The sequence below is a fragment of the Kerstersia sp. genome, from assembly GCF_052103615.1.
In the GTDB taxonomy this organism is placed as follows: Bacteria; Pseudomonadota; Gammaproteobacteria; order Burkholderiales; family Burkholderiaceae_B; genus Kerstersia.
In genome coordinates, this window is record NZ_JBQEKA010000020.1 from 25,092 (window position 1) to 44,977 (window position 19,886).

The following is a 19,886-nucleotide window of genomic DNA, read 5'->3' on the forward strand; positions in this document are numbered from 1 at the left end:
AAATAGGCATTGTTCCAGTAGAACAGCAGGAAATCCACGACATGCCCATGCTGCAGGCGGTCAATGACATTGCCTAGCGCGCCGCCCAGTATCAGGACCAGCGCCAGTGAAAAGCGGTACTGCGTGGCGTGGCGCCGCAACAGGACGAGAATCAGGACGCTGGCCGCGACGCCCAGCGCCGTGAAAAACCAGCGCTGCCAGCCGTCAGCACCGGCCAGAAAGCTGAATGCCGCGCCCTCGTTGTACAGCAGAGTGAAGTCGAAGAACGGCAAGAGATTCAGGCGCTGGCCATAGTGAAGGACCGTATTGAAGTGGTACTTGGTCACCTGGTCCAGGCCGATCAGCAGGATGGCCAGCGCAACCCAGCGCCAGAAAACTGGCGCGGGTGCGCGGTGCGTCTCGGGTGCGCCCTGGCTCATGCGAACCTGCGCTCTTCGCCTGTGCCGAACAGATTGCCGACGCAGCGGCCGCACAGCTCGGGGTGGTCGGCATTGGCGCCAACATCGGCGCGCCAGTGCCAGCAGCGGGCGCATTTCAGGCGGGAAGAGGCGGACAGCGCAATGCTGAGTTCCCCTTCACCTTGCTGCACCGATGCGCGCGAGACGATCAGCACGAACTTCAGATCATCGGCCAGGCTGGCCAGGTCTTCATATTCCTGACCGCTGGCCCGCAACACTACTTCCGCCTGCAAGGAGGAACCGACGCTGCCGGCGGCGCGCAGGGTTTCCAGCTCGCGCAGGATGTTGGCGCGGGCCTGGCGCAGGCGGCCCCATTTCTGTTGCAAGGCGTCGTTGCCGGCGCTCAGCGGCAGCTGGTGGTAAGTCTCGGTAAAGATCGTCAGGCGGGCATTTTCCGGCACAGCGCCAGGCGTGGCGGTGGCCAGCACGCCCCAGGCTTCTTCTGCCGTGAAGGACAGCACCGGGGCCATTACCTTGAGCAGCGTCAGCGTGATGTGCAGCAGGGCGCTCTGGGCGCTGCGGCGGGCATGGCTGTCAGTGGCGGAGGTGTATAGCCTGTCCTTGAGGATGTCCAGATAGAACGCGCCCAGGTCTTCCGAGCAGAAGGTCTGCAGACGGGCTGTCGCCGGGTGGAATTCGTAGCGCTCATAGGCTGCCAGAACTTCTTCCTGCATACGCGCGGTCATGCCCAGCGCGTAGCGGTCGATTTCCAGCATGTTTTCGACGTCCACCAATTGGGTGCGGGCATCGAAGTCAGCCAGGTTGGCCAGCAGGAAACGCAGGGTGTTGCGGATGCGGCGGTAGCCTTCCACGACACGCTTGAGGATGGTGTCCGAGATGGACAGCTCACCGGAATAATCGGTGCTGCCTATCCAGAGACGCAGGATCTCAGCGCCCAGCGAGTCGGACACCTTCTGCGGCACGATGACGTTGCCCAGCGATTTGCTCATCTTGCGGCCATCGCCATCGACGGTGAAGCCGTGCGTCAGCAGCGCCTTGTAAGGGGCGCGGCCATAGAGCATGGAACCGGTCAGCAAGGAAGAGTGGAACCAGCCGCGGTGCTGGTCCGAGCCTTCCAGGTACAGATCGGCCGGCCAGGCCAGCACATCGCCGTGCGAACCGCCGTTGCTGACGGGCGAATCCGGGGTGCGGGCGCCGCCCAAAACGGTGACGTGGGTCGTGCCAGAATCAAACCAGACGTCCAGCGTGTCACGGGTTTTTTCGTACTGATCGGCTTCGTCGCCCAGCAGGTCGCGCAGGTCCAGGGATTGCCAGGCTTCAATGCCTTGCTGCTCCACACGCCTGGCGACTTCTTCCATCAGCTCGACTGTGCGCGGATGCAGCTCGCCGGTTTCCTTGTGGACGAATAGCGACATCGGCACGCCCCACTGGCGCTGGCGCGAGAGGGTCCAGTCAGGCCGATTGGCAATCATGCTGTGCAGGCGCGCACGGCCCCAGGAGGGGTAAAAGGCGGTGGCGTCCACCGCTTGCAAAGCGGTTTCGCGCAGCGTCGGGCCCTGGTTGGCGGGCACGACATCCATACCGGCGAACCATTGGCTGGTGGCGCGGTAGATCACCGGTGTTTTGTGGCGCCAGCAATGCATGTAGCTGTGCTTGAGCTTTTCGGTGCGCAGCAGGGTGCCAGCGTCTTGTAGAGCCTGGACGATCAGCGGGTTGGCATCCCAGATCTTGAGGCCGCCGAAAATGGGCAGGGTGGTGGCATAGCGGCCATCGCCCATGACGGGGTTGATGATATCGGCATCGACCAGGCCGTGGCTCTTGCAGCTGATGAAGTCATCCACGCCATAGGCGGGCGCGGAGTGTACGACGCCAGTGCCGGTGTCCAGCGTGACGTAGTCAGCCAGATAGATGGGCGCCGTGCGCTGGTAACCCGCATCAGCCTGAGCCAGCGGGTGGTGGAAACGCAGGTTTTCGAGCGCCTGGCCGGGAGCGGTCGCGACGATTTCGCCGCTCAGGCCCCATTGTTCCAGGCAGGCTGCGACACGTTCGCGCGCCAGCAGCAGCATGGTGCCGGTGTGGCGCGCTTCGGACAGGCGCACAAGGCTGTATTCGAGTTCAGGATGGACGTTGAGCGCCTGGTTGGACGGGATGGTCCAGGGCGTCGTGGTCCAGATGACAATGGCGCCGTCTTCCACTGCGCTCTCGGGCAGGCCGAATGCCTGCGCGATGGCGGGTTTGTCGGCAAACGGAAAAGCGACATCTATGGTCGGATCGACGCGGTCGGCGTACTCGACCTCAGCTTCGGCCAGCGCGGAACCGCAGTCAAAACACCAGTTGACGGGCTTGAGGCCGCGAAACAGATAGCCGCGCTTGATGATGCCGGCCAGCGCGCGGATTTCGTTGGCTTCATTGCCATAGTTCATGGTGAGGTATGGGTTGTCCCAATCTCCCAGCACGCCCAGGCGTTTGAAATCCTGCTTCTGGCGGTCGATTTGCTCCAGCGCATAGGCGCGGGCACGCGATTGCACTTCCGCGACGGGCAGGTTCTTGCCGTATTTTTTCTCGATCTGGATTTCGATCGGCATGCCGTGGCAATCCCAGCCGGGGACGTACGGCGCATCAAAGCCGGCCATGTTGCGGCTTTTGATAATGATGTCTTTGAGGATCTTGTTGACTGCGTGGCCAAGGTGGATATCGCCATTGGCATAGGGCGGGCCGTCATGCAGCACAAACTTCGGGCGGCCTTGGCTGGCGGCGCGAATCGCCTGGTAAATGCGGTTCTCTTCCCAGTCGGCAACCCATTTGGGTTCGCGTTTGGCAAGGTCTCCCCGCATGGGGAAGGCGGTATCGGGCAGATTGAGGGTGTCTTTATAGTCCATGGACGGAAAAATAAGCGCGCGCATCGTCGGCATCCTGGCGGATGGCGGCAGTCAAGGCGTCAAGATCGGAAAATTTCTGTTCATCCCGCAGGTGCTGCAGGAATTCGACATTAATCAGTTTACCGTAGGCGTCGGCACTGGTATCGAGCAAGTGTGTCTCAAGCAGCAGCCTGCCTGCGCCTTCGATGGTGGGACGCACGCCCAGGCTGGACACGGCCGCCAGGGGCCGGCCGGCCAGGCCGTGTACCCGGGTCACGTAAATGCCAGGGCGCAGCGCGCTGCGTTCCGGCACGCCCTGGTTCATGGTGGGGAAGCCCAGATTGCGGCCCAGCTTGCGCCCGTGGCGGACATGGCCGCAGACGGAGGGCCAGCGGCCCAGCAGCGAACGCGCCTGCTGCAGATCGGCCTGGGCCAGCGCATCGCGGATGTCCGAACTGGAAATCCGGCGGCCTTGCGCGTCCAGGATGTCATCGAGCGTATGGACTTCGAAGCCATGTTCGGCGCCAGCACGCCGCAAGGTCTCGATGTCGCCGGAGCGGGCGCGGCCGTAGCGGAAATCGCTGCCCACCAGCAGCCAGCGCACATCCAGGCCCTCGACCAGTATTTGGCGGACGAAGTCTTCCGGGCTCATATTGGCCAGCGTATGGTCGAACCGGCGTACCACCAGCTGGCGCATGCCCGCCTGGGCCAGTGCCATGCACTGGTCGCGCAGGCTGGAAATCCGGCGTGGCACGAGATCGGGCAAACCGCGCAATCGTGCGAAATACTCGCGCGGATGCGGCGAAAATGTCATCGCGGACGGCACCAGACCGCGGCTGGCGGCCGCTTCGCAGACCCGCGCCAGGATCGCCTGGTGGCCAAGATGGACGCCGTCGAAACTGCCTATCGTCAGCGCGCAAGGCTGGCGACGGTTGGCAGGCGGCAGGGAACGGTAGATATGCAGCGTTGGTTTCACGGGCGACAGTTTACAATCACCAGTTATATTTTTTAATGGAAATACCGCTTTGCCCGACGCGATCAACCGCCAGAGCGCGGATTATGCTCTTTCGAGCGCCGGCCAGGACGCTGGCGCTCCTGTTGCTGGAAAGACTTCCTGCCGCCTGCTGATCCTGATTTCGGGGCGCGGTTCGAACATGCGCACGCTGGTGGAAAGCTGCCGCAGCCAGGCCTGGCCGGCGCAGGTTGTGGGCGTGATTGCCAACAAGCCGGATGCTGCGGGCCTGGCCTGGGCCCGCGAGCAAGGGCTGGAAACCCTGGCCTTGCCGCACCGTGACTATTCCAGCCGCGAAGCGTTTGACGCTGCCTTGGCGCAAGCCATAGATACATTTGAACCGGACTACATCATTCTGGCCGGGTTCATGCGCGTGTTGACGCCGGGTTTTGTGCAGCGCTATGCGGGCCGGCTGGTGAATGTGCATCCCTCGCTGCTGCCGGCCTTTCCGGGGCTGCACACCCATGCGCAGGCATTGGCCAATGGCGTGCAGGTGCATGGTTGCACGGTGCATTTCGTGACCCCTGTGCTGGACCACGGTCCTATCATCGCGCAGAGCGTCGTGCCTGTCATGGCGGACGATACGCCGGATACGCTGGCTGACCGCGTGCTGGAAACGGAACATCATATTTTCCCGCAGGCCGTTCGCTGGCTGGCGGAAGGGCGAGTGTCGCAGGCCGCTGACGGCCGTGTCACGGTCGAGGGCGTGGCTTCGCGTCTTTATATTTGGCAGGCAGAGGTAAAAAATCATGGCTGAACAAGGCCGCACCAATCGTTATGGCCGTCCCGTCGAGGGCGAGCCGGCAAGCAGCGGCCGCCGCAAGGGCGGGGACAATGCAAAAAGAGAGCAGCGCTCGGAGCGGGCGCCTGCGCGTCAGGCCGCGGCAGAGCCGCGCAGCGGTTTGAAAGGCTGGCGCAGCAGCCGGGAAGAGCCAGGGCGCCGCCCTGGCGCTGACGGCGCCGAGCGTGCCGGCGCGCGGCCTGCATTCGAGCGGCGCAAGGATGGGCGCCAGACCGAGGGGCGCCAAGCAGGTGGGCCTCAAACGGATGGGCGGCGCACCGATGGGCCGCACACGGATGGACGCCGCGGGGAAGCAGGGGCTGAACGCCAGTTTGCGCACCGTTCCGGTGCGGCTGACGGGCGCGAGCAGCGTGCTTTCGGCGGTAACGGAGACAGGCGCGCAGAGGGGCGCGGAGAAGGTCGCGGCGACATGCGCAGCGACAGGCGCGGGGAAACTCGCGGCGAATCGCGCGCAGGGCGTTTTGATGATCGCCGTTCTGATAGCCGTCCTGACAGCCGTGATGGGCAGCGCAGCGGCAGGGGCGAGGGCCGCAGTGGTGACCGTCGTGGTGGCCACAGTGAAGGCCGGGCTGACGAACGTTCGTCCCGCTTCGGGGCGCCGGACCGTTCCGCGCCGCGCTATGAAGCTGGGCAAGAGCGGCGCCAGCATGATGGCGCGCGCCGGGATCAGAATGACCGCCGTCCGCCGCAGGGTGGGCAGTCCGCTGGCGTGCGGAAACCGGGGGCGCAAGAAAACTCGGGTTTTCAGCCCGTCGTCGTCCGGACGCGGCTGCATCCGGTGGAATATCGCATGGTGCAGCTGGGCCAGATTTTCGATCAGATCTTTACCTGGGAATATCCGGCAGATGCCGTGCTGTCGCATTGGCTGCGCGCCCATCCGCAAGTCGGCGCGCGCGACCGGGCCCAGTTGGCCGAGGCTGTTTATGATGTGCTGCGCCACTTGCGCCGTTACCGTCACTATGCGGAAAGCGGCACCGGGGCGGCTCACCGCCGCCTGGCGATTCTGGGCTTGCTGGCCACGCAGGGGCGTGAAATGCTGGAGCCGGTGCTGAATGCCGACGAGCAGGCCTGGCTGGCGCGTCTGGATGAAATCGACGCCGAAGCGTTGCCGCTGGCAGTGCGGCATAGCTATCCCGACTGGTTGTCGGAGCAGCTGGCGGTGCTGCCGGACGGCGAATCGCTGATGGCCGCCTTGAATTTGCCGGCAGGCCTGGATTTGCGGGTCAATCCGATGAAAGCCGACCGCGATGAAATGTTGGCGGCGCTGCGCAAAAGCATGCCGCAGCATGACCCCCAGCCGACGCCGTATTCCCCCTGGGGGATACGCGTGCAGGGACGTCCCTCATTGCAACGCACCCCGCAATTTGAACATGGCCTGCTGGAAGTCCAGGATGAAGGCAGCCAACTGCTGGCGCTGCTGGTCGGCCCCAAGCGCGGCGAGATGATCATAGATTTCTGCGCTGGCGCTGGCGGCAAAACCTTGCTGCTGGGCGCGCTGATGCGTTCCACCGGCAGGCTGTATGCCTTTGATGTGTCTGCGGCCCGTCTAGCGCGCGCCAAGCCCAGGCTGGCGCGCAGCGGCCTGTCCAATGTGGCGACGATTGCGCTGGAGCATGAAAATGACGTCCGGGTGAAACGCCTGTCCGGCAAAGCTCAGCGTGTGCTGGTCGATGCTCCCTGCAGCGGCATGGGCACGCTGCGGCGCAACCCGGACATGAAATGGCGTCAATCGCCGCAATCCGTGCGTGAGTTGTGTGATGTGCAGGCGCGCGTACTGGAAAGCGCGGCGCGCTGCGTTGCGCCTGGCGGCCGTCTGGTTTACGCGACATGCAGCTTGCTGCCGCAGGAAAATGAAGAGCAGGTGCAGGCTTTCCTGAAAAAACACCCGGAATTCCAGCTGCTGGATGCGGGCGCGATTCTGGCCTCCCGGGCGCCGGGGCTGGCGATGCAGGACAGCTATTTGCGCTTGCGTCCCGACCAGCACGGCACAGACGGATTTTTCGCCGCCGCGCTGGAACGCGGGACAGAAACGGCCCGTTTTGTTGCGGAAAAGCCAGTTTATTAGCGACAGATGCCGTTTTTTGTAGCAAAATTAAGGTATGACATCTGAGCGGGGGAAGGGCGTAAGCACTTTCCCCGTCGGCACAAGGTTTTTGCAGTCGGTGCAGATTCAGGTTTTCATGCCCCGGAAAGGGGCAGGCCCGGATGCAACGCAGGTCCTTTCTTGATCTGACGCAAAAACCTTTTTGTCACCAGGGTGTCATACGGTCAGTAGCGATATACACTGGCCTTCACCTTTTGACGCGAGACCTGATATCCATATGGATACTATTATTTCCTTTCTCAGCGGCGGCCTCTTGCAGGCCTCGTGGTGGCAAGTTCTGATTGTCACCCTGGTAATGACCCACATTACCATCGTCTGCGTGACCGTCTTTCTGCATCGCAGCCAAACGCACCGCGGGCTCGATTTACATCCCGCCATCGCGCACTTCTTCCGTTTCTGGCTGTGGATGACAACCGGCATGGTGACCAAGGAATGGGTCGCCATCCACCGTAAGCACCATGCGCGCTGCGAGCGCGAAGGTGATCCTCACTCGCCTATGCTGTTCGGTATCTGGAAAGTGCTGTTCCGCGGCGCGGAACTGTACCGCCAGGAATCCGAGAACCAGGAAACCATGGCCAAGTTCGGTCACGGCACGCCTAACGACTGGCTGGAACGCAATGTCTATGCCAAGCACAGCGCGCTGGGCATCCTCATCATGCTGGGGATAGACCTGCTGCTGTTCGGCGTGGTTGGCCTGACGGTCTGGGCTGTGCAGATGGCCTGGATTCCCTTCTGGGCTGCCGGCGTCGTCAACGGTATCGGCCACTACTGGGGCTACCGCAACTTTGCCAGCCCGGATACCAGCACGAACGTGTTCCCCTGGGGCATCATCATCGGCGGCGAAGAACTGCACAACAACCACCACGCCCATGCCAGCTCGGCCAAGTTTTCGAGCCAATGGTATGAGTTCGATATCGGCTGGGTCTATATCCGTATGATGCAGGCGGTCGGCCTGGCCAAGGTGCGCAAGGTGGCGCCCAAGCTCAAGCTCGAATCCGATGCCCGTTCGGTGGACCTCAAGACCCTGCATGGCGTGATTACGCACCGCTATGAAATCATGGCGCGTTATGCCGATCTGCTGAAGCAGGCTTGCTCGCAGGAACTGAGCCGCACGAAGGGCGGCAGCGCGCAGTCCTCGCGCCAGACGCTCAAGCGCGTGCGCAACTGGTTCCACCTGCCGGATACCAATCTGCAGCCGGAACAACTGGCGCAGATCGACCAGGCGGTCGCCAGCAGCCAGTCGCTCTCCACGCTGATGCAGATGCGCAAGGAATTGGGCCGTCTCTGGGAAAGCTCCAGCGCCAGCAGCGAACAGCTCTTGCATGACCTGCAAGCCTGGTGCCAGCGCGCTCAGCAAAGCGGTATTGAAGGTCTGGCCGACTTCGCCAGCCGCCTGCGCCGCTACGCGGCATGATGGATCTGGACCGCCTTAATCCCGAGCAACGCGCCGCTGTTACCCTGGATCCCTGCCACGCCCTGGTACTTGCCGGGGCGGGCAGTGGCAAAACCAGGGTTCTGACAACCCGCATGGCCTGGCTGGTACAAACCGGCCAGGCCAGTCCTTTTGGGTTGCTCGCCGTCACCTTTACCAACAAAGCTGCCCGCGAAATGCTGGCGCGTCTGACGGCCATGCTGCCGCTGGATCCGCGCGGCTTGTGGATAGGCACTTTCCATGGTTTGTGCAACCGCTTGCTGCGCGCGCATCACCGGGATGCCGGCCTGCCGCAGTCCTTCCAGATTCTGGATAGCGCCGATCAGCTCTCCGCCATCAAGCGTCTGCTCAAGGCGGCGAATGTTGATGACGAAAAATATCCGCCGCGTGATGTGCAGCGTTTCATCAATCACGCCAAGGAAGAAGGCCAGCGGCCTGATACCGTCATCACCAGCGACCCGCACAGCCGCCGTCTGGCAGAAATTTACGCGCTCTACCAGGAACAGTGTGACCGGGAAGGCGTAGTCGATTTCGCGGAACTGCTGCTGCGCGCCTATGAGCTGCTGTCGCGCAATGCGCCGGTGCGGGAACATTACCAGCGCCGGTTCCGCCATATTCTGGTTGACGAGTTCCAGGATACCAATGCCCTGCAATACCGTTGGCTGAGGTTGCTGGCGGGCGGCGGTGCGCATGTGTTCGCCGTCGGTGACGACGACCAGTCCATTTACGCTTTCCGCGGCGCGGACGTCGGCAATATGTCCGCCTTTGTGCGCGACTATGCTGGCGAGCATGTGATCCGCCTGGAGCAGAATTACCGTTCCTATGGCCATATTCTGGATGCCGCCAATGCGCTGATCAGCCACAATACTGGCCGTCTGGGCAAAAACCTCTGGACGGCGCAGGGGGAAGGCGAGCGTATCCGTGTTTGCGAACAGCCCAGCGATGGCCTGGAAGCGCAATGGGTCGTTGATGAACTGAAATCGCTGGCGCGCGAAGGCATGCCGCGCAGCGAAATTGCCATTCTGTACCGCAGCAATGCGCAGTCACGCGTGCTGGAACATGCGCTTTTCAGTGCTGGCGTGCCTTATAAAGTGTATGGCGGCCTGCGCTTTTTCGAGCGTCAGGAAGTCAAGCATGCGCTGGCTTATCTGCGTTTGCTGGCCAACCCGGATGATGATACCTCCTGGCTGCGCGTCGTGAATTTCCCGGCTCGCGGTATTGGTGCGCGCACCCTGGAAGCTCTGGCCGACCAGGCGCGCACCTACAGCACCAGTCTGTATGGCGCGGTGGCTCGGGTGCCTGGCAAGGGCGGCGCCAATCTGGCCCAGTTTACGGCCTTGATCGGCCGCCTGTGGCATGAGACACGCAGCCTGCCATTGCCGGAAATGGTTGCCCATATCATCGAGCATTCCGGCCTGGTGGCGCATTATCAGACGGAGCGCGAAGGCGAGGAACGGCTGGAAAACCTGCGTGAGCTGGTTGCTGCCGCCGCAGCCTTTGTGGCCGAAGAAAATTATGAGGGCATGCCGGCGGGATTGGCGGCAGCGCTGGAGGTGCCTGCCATTCCCGAGGGCGAGGCATTCTTTGGCGAACCGCCAGCAGCAGGTATTTCTCCGCTGGCCGCCTTCCTTTCGCATGCTTCGCTGGAGGCCGGGGATAACCAGGCGCAGGCGGGTGAGGATGCGATCCAGATGATGACGGTGCATGCCGCCAAAGGCCTGGAATTCGATGCGGTTTTCATGACCGGAATGGAAGAAGGTTTGTTTCCGCATGAAAACAGCCTGTCCGACCCGGAGGGGCTGGAAGAGGAACGGCGGCTGATGTATGTGGCCATCACGCGGGCGCGCAAGCGTTTGTACCTGAGCCTGGCGCAAAGCCGCATGCTGCATGGGCAAACGCGCTATGCCATGCGGTCGCGCTTCTTCCAGGAAATTCCGGAGCAACACCTGAAATGGCTGACGCCCAAGGCGTCATCGCACAATAGCGCAGGGTGGGGCGGGCCTGCGCCGCGCGCCTTGGCCGATGCTTTTGGCCGCCAGTCCACCGGCAGGCTAGAGCCGCGCCAGGCCCGCCATGGCAGCAATGTCGTCAAGGTCGGTGAGCGCGAATACCGGGTGGGCATGGGCGTCAGCCATGCGCGTTTCGGTGAGGGCACCATTATCGAATTGTCCGGTAATGGCGAGGATGCCCAGGCGCGGATTCATTTCCGCGATGCCGGTCAAAAGACCCTGGCCTTGGGCATTGCCAAGCTGGATGTCGTGGCCGGTTGATCCCTTGGACGCCGCAGCCTTAATGCAGCTTTAACTCAGCTTTAAAGCTGCGGGTGCCTGATGGCATGACGCCGAAACCCGTTGCCGGGTTTCGGCGTTTTCATTTCCCGTGCGCGCCAGGCGCCAGCGGTTTTCATTGCGGGCCGCTGTCACGTTTGGCTTGTCGTGGCCGATCAGGCCCCGCACGCCACTGATGGCGTACGGGGAGGGCGGCCTGGGCGTGGCGGGCTGGGGCTTACGTTTCAGCCTTCGCTGGCGTTGATGGCTTCGATGGCTTCCATCAGTTCCAGCCAGCGTTCTTCCTGGGCATCCACGCTTTTGCTCAGTTCGCCGTGTTCAGCGAGAGCATTGACGCGCTCGTTGCGGCGGGAGTCATCATAGAAAGCGGGGTCGGCGATCAGCGCGTCCAAGGCTTCCAAGCGGCTGCGCTGGCTGTTCATCGCGGTTTCCACCTTGCGCAGTTCCGCCTCCAGCGGCTTGCGCTGCAAGGCCAGGCGCTGGCGCTGTTCGGCTTCCAGGCGTTTCTGGGCCTTGCGGTCAGGCGCAGGGTCGGCTTGCTGCTGGCGGGTTTCCTGGCGTTCTTCGGCGCGCGCCTGAGCCTGGCGGGCGGCCAGCCAGTCCCGGTAGTCTTCCAGGTCGCCGTCGAATTCCTGGACGCCGCCATCGGCCACAATCCAGAAGTCATCGACGGTGGTGCGCAGCAGGTGCCGGTCGTGCGATACCAGCAGCATGCTGCCGCCAAACTCGGCCAGCGCGGTGGCCAGGGCTTCGCGGGTATCGACATCCAGGTGGTTGCTGGGTTCATCCAGCAGCAGCAGGTTGGGGCGTTGCCAGACGACCAGCGCCAGCGCCAGCCGCGCTTTTTCTCCGCCGGACATCGGCGCCACAGGCCCGGTCGCGGCATCGCCGGAAAAACCGAAGCCGCCCAGGTAATTGCGCAGTATCTGCTCACGTTCCTCGGGCGCCAGGCGCGCCAGGTGCGCCAGCGGGGTGCTGTCCAGATCAAGCATATCCAGCTGATGCTGGGCGAAGTAGCCGATCTTCAAGCCCTTGGACGCCACGCGCGTGCCGCCCAGCAGCGGCAGTTCGCCGCAGAGCGACTTGATCATCGTACTTTTGCCGGCGCCGTTGGCGCCCAGCACGCCAATGCGGCTGCCGCCGCGCACCATCAGCGTGACTTGCCGCAGAATGGCGCCATCGGCCGCGTCGCCATTGCCGCTGGCGTAGCCCATGGCAGCTTGCTCCAGTGTCAGCAGTGGGTCTGGCATCTGTTCCGGCGAGGGGATGCGGATGTCGATGCCGGCTTCGGCCTGCAAGGGCGCGAGCACTTCCATACGCGCCAGCGCCTTCACCCGGCTTTGGGCCTGTTTGGCCTTGGTGGCCTTGGCCTTGAAACGGTCGATGAAGGATTGCAGGCGGGCGGTTTCGCGGGTCTGCCGGTCCCAGGCAATCTGGCTTTGGCGCAGGCGCTCGGCACGCTGCACCAGGAAGTCCTGATAGCCGCCGCGGTAACGCACCAGCTTGCCGTGGTCGAAATGCAGAATGGAGCGGGCGACGGCATCCAGAAATTCGGTGTCGTGCGAAATCAGCATGACGGTGCCCGGATACGCGCCCAGCCAGCGCTCCAGCCACAGCATAGCGTCCAGATCCAGGTGGTTGGTCGGTTCGTCGAGCAGCAATAAGTCAGACGGCGCCATCAGCGTGCGCGCAAGCGCCAGGCGCATGCGCCAGCCGCCCGAGAACGACGATACCGGCTGCATCCATTCGGAGGGCGCGAAGCCCAGGCCAGCCAGCAGCTGTTCGGCGCGCGATGCGGCACCCCAGACGCCTGCATCGCTCAGGGCGGCTTCCAGCTCGCCAATACGCATGCCGTCGGCTTGATCCGACAGGCTGGCGCGTTCGGCCTGCAATGCGCGCAAATGCGTGTCGCCGTCGATGACGAATTCACGCGCCGGGCGCTCGTCGGCAACGATTTCCTGGCGCACGCTGGCGATGCGCCAGCCTTGCGGAACATCCAGGGTGCCGGCGTCGGCATCGCGTTCGCCGCGCAACAGTGCGAACAGCGTGGATTTGCCAGCGCCGTTTTTGCCGACAATCCCGATGCGCTCGCCGGGGTGAACAACAAAATCCGCGTCATCCAGCAGCACTTTGGTGCCGGCGCGCAGGTTCAGTTTAGAAGCTCGTATCACGTGGTCAATTGGTCGCGCGTCAGCAGCATGATGGGGTGCAAGCCGCTGGCGGTATCCAGCCAAATAGGTTCAAGGCCGGGGAAAGCCCGGGCGAAATGTTCGTGCTCGTGGCCGATTTCCAGCACGAGAATGCCGTTGTCATCCAGGTAACGCGGCGCCTGGCCGATGATGGTGCGGACCAGGTCCATGCCGTCGTCGCCGCCAGCCAGCGCGCCGCGCGGCTCATGGCGGAACTCCGCAGGCAGCCCGTTCATCGAGTCTTCATTCACATAGGGCGGATTGCTGAGAATGACCTGGTAGCGGGCATCGTCGGGCAAGGCCTGATAGAGATCGCTTTGATAAAGGCTGAGACGGTCTTCCAGGCCGTAATCGGCCACATTGGCGCGGGCAACCGCCAGGGCATCCGCAGACAGATCCACCGCATCGACCTGCGCCTGCGGGAAAGCGTGCGCGGCCAGAATCGCCAGGCAGCCAGAGCCGGTGCAGAGATCCAGGGCGCGTGTCACGTTCTCCGGGTCGTCCAGCCAGGGCGTCAGGCCTTGCACCAGCCATTCGGCAATGGGCGAGCGCGGCACAATGACCCGCTGATCCACCTGGAAACGGTAGCCTTGCAGCCAGGCTTCGCCGGTCAGGTAAGGGGCAGGCAGGCGCTCGTCAATGCGGCGGCGGTAAATGTCCAGGACCGCTTCGCGCTCGGCTTGCAGCAGGCGCGCATCCAGGAAAGGTTCCAGCGTATCGTGTGGCAGGTTCAGGGTATGCAGCGCCAGATAGGCGGCTTCATCCCAGGCATTGTCACTGCCATGGCCAAAGGCCAGGCCGGCGGCGCGAAAGCGCGAAACGCCGTAGCGCAGCAGGTCGCGCAGTGTCAGCAGTTCATGCGCCGCCGCAGCAGCGACGGCGGGGCTGGCGTTTTGGGTCATAGTCATGCTCGGGCAGTAGGGCGCAGCAAGGTTTCCAGTGTGCGCCGGTAAATGTTTTTGAGGGGTTCCAGGCTGTCAGCCGGAATATTCTCGTCAAGTTGGTGAATGGTCGCGTTGAGCGGCCCGAATTCCAGCACCTGCGGGCAAATCCGGGCGATGAAACGGCCATCCGAGGTGCCGCCAGTCGTAGAGAGTTCGGCTGCAATTCCTGTTTCGGCGGCAATCGCATCGGTGACAGCCGCGGTGAGGGTACCAGGTTCCGTCAGGAAAGGCTCGCCGCCCAGCTCCCATTCCAGCGCGTATTCCAGCGCATGCCGATCAAGCAGGGCATGAACCCGGGTTTTCAGGCCTGCCGCCGTGCTGGCACTGGAAAAGCGGAAATTGAAAACCAGCTGCAATTCACCAGGAACGACATTGGTGGCGCCGGTGCCCGCGTGAATATTCGAAATCTGGAAAGTCGTTGGCGGGAAAAAGGCATTGCCTTCATCCCATTGCGTGGCGGACAACTCGGCCAGCGCGGCAGCGGCCTGATGCACGGGGTTGCGCGCCAGGTGGGGATAGGCGACATGGCCTTGCTTGCCGATAACGCGCAACCGGCCCGTCAAAGAGCCGCGCCTGCCATTCTTGATGGTATCGCCCAGCACCGCGCCGGAAGTCGGTTCCCCCACAATGCAGAAATCCAGGCGCTCGCCGCGTGCCTGCAGCAGGTCGCAGACATGCCGTGTGCCGTGCAGCGCCGGGCCTTCCTCATCCGAGGTAATCAGCAAGGCGATGGCGCCATCGTGGTCCGGGCAGGCTGCGACGAATTCTTCGCAGGCCACCACGAATGCCGCGATAGCGCTTTTCATGTCAGCGGCGCCGCGCGCGTACAAACGGCCTTCGCGCAGTGTCGGCACGAAGGGCGGACTGCTCCAGGCCGCTTCCGGGCCGGTAGGCACCACATCCGTATGGCCGGCAAACACCAGCAGCGGCCTGGCCTGGCCCCGGCGGGCCCAGAGATTCGTGACGCCGCCCGCGCTGATCGTCTCCAGCTGAAAGCCCAGCGGCGCCAGCCGGCGGGCCAGAATCTCCTGGCAGCCCGCATCATCGGGCGTCACGCTGGGGCGCGCCAGCAGTTCGCTGGCAAGCGCCAGCACCGCATCATGCTTGGCGGCGCTCACGCGGACCTCAGCAATTCGTTGATGCCGGTCTTGGCGCGGGTCTGGGCGTCCACCCGCTTGACGATCACCGCGCAGGCCAGGCTGTGGCTGCCGTCGGCGGCAGGCAGGCTGCCAGGCACGACCACCGAACCGGACGGCACGCGGCCGTAGAGAATCTCGCCGCTGGCACGGTCATAGATACGGGTGCTTTGAGACAGATACACCCCCATGGCCAGCACCGAATTTTCTTCCACGATCACGCCCTCTACCACTTCGGAACGCGCCCCGATGAAGCAGTTGTCTTCGATGATGGTCGGCGCGGCTTGCAAGGGCTCCAGCACGCCGCCGATACCAACGCCGCCGGACAAGTGCACATTCTTGCCGATCTGGGCGCAGGACCCTACCGTCGCCCAGGTATCGACCATCGTGCCTTCATCCACAAAGGCGCCGATATTGACATATGACGGCATTAGCACCACATTGCGGCCGATGTGGGCGCCGTGGCGCGCGACGGCCGGAGGCACGACACGCACCCCCTCGGCCGCGAAACGCTCGGCGCTATAGTCGGCATATTTCAAGCCGACTTTGTCGTAGAACTGCAGCGGCGCGCCGCCCATGGGCTGATTGTCCTGCAACCGGAACGAGAGCAGCACGGCCTGTTTGAGCCACTGATGCACCTGCCATTTACCGTCGATTTTCTCCGCCACGCGCAGTTTGCCCGTATTCAGCCCGTCCAGCACATCGTCGATGGCGGTTTTCAGGCTGGCCGGGTGATGTGCGGCGCTCAGTGCGGCGCGGTTTTCCCAGGCTTGTTCGATGGTGTTTTGCAGTTGTGCAGTCATGCTGTCAGGTCCGGCGAGGTGGAAAAAAATGGGGAAATTACTTAGGGGTCATGGAACGGGAAATGATATAGCGCGCGATTCGCTCAGCGGCTTCGATGCAGGCTTCCAGCGGCGCGACCAGCGCCAGCCGGATGCGGCCAGCGCCCGGGTTGACGCTATCTTGTTCCCGGGCAAGAAAACTGCCGGGTAAAACGCCAACGCCTGTGGCGGCATACAAGTCGCGGGCAAATACCGCATCCGCCACCGGCGTGCCGGCCCACAGGTAAAACGAGGCATCCGGCAGTTGCACGTCCAGGACGTCTTTCAGAATGGGGTACACCGCTGCGAATTTGGCGCGGTAGGCGGCGCGATTGGCAATCACATGTTCTTCATCAGACCAGGCGGCGATGCTGCCCTGGGTAACGATAGGGCTCATGGCGCTGCCGTGATACGTCCGGTACAGCAGAAACTTGCCAATCAGGCGGGCATCCCCGGCCACGAAACCGGAACGCAGACCGGGCAGATTGGAACGCTTGGACAGGCTGGAAAAAACCACCAGATTGGCATAATCATCGCGCCCCAGCTGCCGGGCGGCTTGCAACGCGCCCAGCGGCGGCCGGGATTCATCAGGATAAATTTCCGAATAGCACTCATCGCTGGCAATCACGAAACCATAACGGTCGGACAACGCGAACAAGTCGCGCCACTCATCCAGGCGGATCACACTGCCTGCCGGATTGCCGGGTGAGCAGACATAAAGCAGCTGCGTGCGCTGCCAGACCTCAGCCGGGACCTTGCTCCAGTCGGAAGAGAAATTCAGCGCCGGATCGGCCGGGGCATAGTAAGGCTGGGCGCCCGCCAGCAAGGCGGCGCCTTCATAAATCTGGTAGAAGGGATTCGGGCACACCACCAGCGGCGCCTGGGCGCCGCCATCCACCACAAGCTGGGCAAACGCGAACAAGGCTTCGCGTGAGCCCAGCACCGGCAGAACTTGGGTTTCCGCGTCTGGTTCGGGAATGCCATAACGGCGCCCCAGCCAGGCGGCGATGGCTTGCCGCAGGGCGGGGTCACCTTTGGTTGGCGGGTAATGCGACAAACGATCCAGCGCTTGCGCCATAGCATCCCGCACCCGCGCGGGCGCCGCATGGCGGGGCTCGCCGATATGCAGGGGAATCTCTTGCAGACCCTGGGGCAGCGGCCCGGCCTCGGCCAGCAGCTTGCGGAGCTTTTCGAAAGGGTAGGGATGCAGCAGGTCGAGGCGGGGGTTCATGGATGTACCCTGGAGTGTATAGACGTAATTCTAACAAGTCGGCTACAATAGTCGGCTTCGTTGGTGAAAGTGTAATAACGAAACGCCCACGAATGAAGATGCCCGATTGCGAGGGTGGCGAAATTGGTAGACGCACCAGGTTTAGGTCCTGACGCCGTAACAGGTGTAGGGGTTCGAGTCCCCTCCCTCGCACCATTAATATTCAATAAAATCAATGTCTTACGACTTTTCGCGGCAGAGATTTTAGGGTTATTTAGGGCTGTTTTGGGTGAGCTAAGACAACATTAAGACAACATGGAAATGTTGTCTTTTTTGTTTTCCGCTTGCGTTTTGTTGTCCGCTTGCGGGCCCCCGCAAGCAACGCCGTGGCGCGCTGTGCGCCTTGCCCGGCGCTCTCAGCCCCCTTGAGCCATTTTTCAGCGCCCCTAGCCGTTCGCCCCTCCTGTGTCTTGGCAGTGCGCGTAAGGCGCTGTGCATTCGCCGGTAGTTCCTTATTCCGGGGCAGCGGTTTGGCTTCCCGGCACGTGTTTTCAGAGTGACAATAAACAAGATCTGCTACCCGATCCTGGGGGCAGGCTGGGAGTGATTTGCGTCGATTTTAGGGGGCGGAGATGGTGTTGCGTTTGAGACCGGCAGCGGGCTTTGTCGCGGGTGTTGCGGTCGGCGGGGGGATGGTGAGCTTTTTCATCACAGGCAAGTTTTTCGGAGCCGAATGGTGGGATGGCTTGACTGCGGTGGGAACGGTGGGTGCCACCGTTTCTGCGCTATGGTGGGCTTTGCATGACAAACGGGCGGCCCGGAAGAAATTGCTGATTGACCGGTATGTCTTTTGCCTAAAATTGCAATCAATCATTGACTACGTGGCTTATCAATATGGGTTTGAGGAGGCTGCTGTTAATTTCGATATGGCGCAATATGAAGCCCATCTTGCCATGTTGCAAAAACTGTACGAAAGCGTGGATGATCCTGCGCGTTTGTATTGGGTAATTGAAACAAGAAAGAGTCTTGTTTCTTTGCTTAGTATCCGGTCGTTCGGCTCTTGGAAAACCGGGCCGGCTGTTCCTGAACACAGGGCAAAATTGAAAGCACTTCATGCGCATCTGGAACAATGGAGACAGGAGTGTGAACAGGTTCTGAAAACAAAGTACGGATTTGTTTATCCATTTGATGGTTTACCTGTCAGCGCAGCCCTAGGGGGTTCTGTGGGCAGTCAATAAGGCCAGCATTGTGAAGACTGGCGTCATCAGCTACATTCTTTGCAACTCATAGGAACTGCCATGATAAAAACAGCGCCGGGTATCACTATTGCAGCATTGTTGGCTGTATGCGCTACGCTCGACGCTGTGTGATGCGCAGGGGGAGTTTGTTAATCCCCATCGCAAGTAGCGATTCCAGGCTTGCCTGGATGAGCGCTTGCGGCGAGAGTTTGGGTAAGGATGTCAGTGCCGCTGCGATGGACGGGCGCTGAAGATTGTGAGGAATGCCCCAGGATGGAGCGCGGAAATATGACTGCTGTCACGCCACAAGCTACGGTTCGTCCCAATGCCTGGCTGCGGCAGCTGACCCGCCTGAAGCCTGCCAGCTGGCCCAAGGCCCGTTGTGTGAGGACAGCGCTGGCAATTGCTGTGCCGATTTTGCTGGGCATGATGCTGGATTCTCCGGCGACGTTCATGATGATGTCGCTGGGCGCCCTCGGGTTGTGCCTGGGGGAGCGGGACGGGCCATATCACCCGAGGTTCAAGGAAATCCTGATTGTGGCTCCGTTGGGGGCAATCGGTTTTTTCCTGGGCTATCTGGGCGGTTTGCCATGGGGCTGGGTGGTGGCCTGTATGGCGCTGGCCGCATTTGTGGCGGGCATTATCAGCAGTTTTGGCTCGGCCTTGTCCGCAGGGACGGTACAGGGCCTGCTGATGGGCTGTATCGCGATTGCGATTCCTTCGATTGCGCCGTTCTGGCAGCCCGCCCTGTTTTTCCTGGCAGGCTGCGGCTTTTATGCTTTGCTGTTGGGCGTGGAGGCCTTGCTGTATCGGCAGCGGCCGTTCCTCAATGAGGTGGCGAGCCTGCTTGAGGATATTGCCAAGCTGGCGGCGGCGCGGGCGCGCGGGGTGGCGCTGGCGGGCGAGGCCTCTTACCGGCGCGCTGTGACGGATAAGCTGTCTGCGGCGTATGGCGGGCTGTTGTCGAGCCGCTACCGGCACCAGGCGGGCCGCTCGCCTTACCTGGATTGGGAATCGTCCGTGCTGCAAGGGGTTGAGCATCTTTTTTCGGCGACGCTGGCATCGAAAATTCCTGAAAATCTGACGGCCTGTGCGCAGGAATTGCGCCATATCGCGCATCAGGTGCGGGTCGGTAAACCGTTGACCCAGCCATCCGCTGTTGCAGATTCGGCGGCCACCATGCTGTTGCCGCGTGCCGTGGTCAATTTTCGCCAGATTTTCTGGCTGCATGCCTCGGCGCATGGTGTGGCGGAACGTTTCGGCCAGCCGGTGGCGCAGGCGCAGCCTCGCCGGCATTGGCTGGATCGGCTGGCGATTGCGCCCCAGGCGGTCAAGACAGCCGCCACGCTGGCCTTGTGCATCGGGCTGGCATTTGCGACGCGCTGGTTCAATGATGGTCCGCATTGGTATTGGACGCCGCTGACCGTCATCAT

14 protein-coding genes and 1 tRNA gene are annotated in these 19,886 nt (G+C 62.4%); 7 read left to right on the forward strand and 8 right to left on the reverse strand.

The genetic code is table 11. The features are described 5' to 3' along the window. From lspA to ACTJGZ_RS06965, 3 genes are all read right to left on the reverse strand, one after another. On the reverse strand, positions 1 to 419 hold a 419-nt coding region (lspA, locus tag ACTJGZ_RS06955), incomplete at its 3' end, for a signal peptidase II (protein WP_441662212.1). Beyond that, entirely contained in the window at positions 416 to 3,298 is a 2,883-nt protein-coding gene (ileS, locus tag ACTJGZ_RS06960; protein ID WP_441662224.1) for an isoleucine--tRNA ligase, read from the reverse strand. The genes ileS and lspA, both read right to left, overlap by 4 nt. Continuing rightward, entirely contained in the window at positions 3,288 to 4,253 is a 966-nt protein-coding gene (locus ACTJGZ_RS06965; RefSeq protein WP_441662213.1) for a bifunctional riboflavin kinase/FAD synthetase, read from the reverse strand. Before ACTJGZ_RS06965 ends, ileS begins: the two co-directional genes overlap by 11 nt. Positions 4,254 to 4,398: 145 nt before the next feature. Here ACTJGZ_RS06965 and purN point away from each other — a divergent pair, with 145 nt between their 5' ends. The 4 genes from purN (at position 4,399) to ACTJGZ_RS06985 (ending at position 10,897) form a co-directional block, all read left to right on the forward strand. Beyond that, complete coding sequence (gene purN, locus ACTJGZ_RS06970) at positions 4,399 to 5,046, forward strand: phosphoribosylglycinamide formyltransferase (RefSeq protein ID WP_441662225.1); 648 nt, start codon at positions 4,399 to 4,401, stop codon at positions 5,044 to 5,046. Between the two features lie 853 nt (positions 5,047 to 5,899). Continuing rightward, entirely contained in the window at positions 5,900 to 7,156 is a 1,257-nt protein-coding gene (locus ACTJGZ_RS06975) for an RsmB/NOP family class I SAM-dependent RNA methyltransferase (protein WP_441662226.1), read from the forward strand. Positions 7,157 to 7,412: 256 nt separating this feature from the next. Further along, the gene (locus tag ACTJGZ_RS06980; protein WP_441662214.1) at positions 7,413 to 8,609 is read left to right on the forward strand and encodes a DesA family fatty acid desaturase; all 1,197 of its coding nucleotides are present in this window, start codon (positions 7,413 to 7,415) and stop codon (positions 8,607 to 8,609) included. Then, the gene (locus ACTJGZ_RS06985; RefSeq protein ID WP_441662227.1) at positions 8,609 to 10,897 is read left to right on the forward strand and encodes a UvrD-helicase domain-containing protein; all 2,289 of its coding nucleotides are present in this window, start codon (positions 8,609 to 8,611) and stop codon (positions 10,895 to 10,897) included. The genes ACTJGZ_RS06980 and ACTJGZ_RS06985 overlap by 1 nt, the downstream gene beginning before the upstream one ends. A 242-nt stretch (positions 10,898 to 11,139) precedes the next feature. Here ACTJGZ_RS06985 and ACTJGZ_RS06990 read toward each other — a convergent pair whose 3' ends face one another. The 5 genes from ACTJGZ_RS06990 to dapC are packed head-to-tail and all read right to left on the reverse strand — an operon-like array spanning position 11,140 to position 17,236. Further along, complete coding sequence (locus tag ACTJGZ_RS06990; protein WP_441662215.1) at positions 11,140 to 13,086, reverse strand: ABC-F family ATP-binding cassette domain-containing protein; 1,947 nt, start codon at positions 13,084 to 13,086, stop codon at positions 11,140 to 11,142. Beyond that, positions 13,083 to 14,006: a 50S ribosomal protein L3 N(5)-glutamine methyltransferase gene (gene prmB, locus ACTJGZ_RS06995; RefSeq protein WP_441662216.1), complete on the reverse strand. Its 924-nt coding sequence runs from the start codon at positions 14,004 to 14,006 to the stop codon at positions 13,083 to 13,085. Before prmB ends, ACTJGZ_RS06990 begins: the two co-directional genes overlap by 4 nt. Positions 14,007 to 14,008: 2 nt before the next feature. Continuing rightward, a complete protein-coding gene (gene dapE / locus ACTJGZ_RS07000) occupies positions 14,009 to 15,166 on the reverse strand; it encodes a succinyl-diaminopimelate desuccinylase (protein ID WP_441662217.1) in 1,158 nt (385 codons plus the stop codon). Further along, on the reverse strand, positions 15,163 to 15,987 hold the full coding sequence (gene dapD, locus ACTJGZ_RS07005) for a 2,3,4,5-tetrahydropyridine-2,6-dicarboxylate N-succinyltransferase (RefSeq protein ID WP_441662218.1): 825 nt from the start codon (positions 15,985 to 15,987) through the stop codon (positions 15,163 to 15,165). The genes dapE and dapD overlap by 4 nt, the downstream gene beginning before the upstream one ends. Before the next feature lie 37 nt (positions 15,988 to 16,024). After that, positions 16,025 to 17,236, reverse strand: a complete 1,212-nt coding sequence (dapC, locus tag ACTJGZ_RS07010) for a succinyldiaminopimelate transaminase (RefSeq protein ID WP_441662219.1) — start codon at positions 17,234 to 17,236, stop codon at positions 16,025 to 16,027. A 108-nt stretch (positions 17,237 to 17,344) separates the two neighbouring features. Here dapC and ACTJGZ_RS07015 point away from each other — a divergent pair. From ACTJGZ_RS07015 to ACTJGZ_RS07025, 3 genes are all read left to right on the forward strand, one after another. Further along, positions 17,345 to 17,431, forward strand: a tRNA-Leu gene (locus ACTJGZ_RS07015). A 416-nt stretch (positions 17,432 to 17,847) separates the two neighbouring features. Continuing rightward, positions 17,848 to 18,453, forward strand: a complete 606-nt coding sequence (locus ACTJGZ_RS07020) for a hypothetical protein (protein WP_441662220.1) — start codon at positions 17,848 to 17,850, stop codon at positions 18,451 to 18,453. A gap of 288 nt (positions 18,454 to 18,741) precedes the next feature. Then, positions 18,742 to 19,886 (forward strand): hypothetical protein (locus tag ACTJGZ_RS07025; protein ID WP_441662221.1); only part of this gene is annotated, 1,145 nt, incomplete at its 3' end.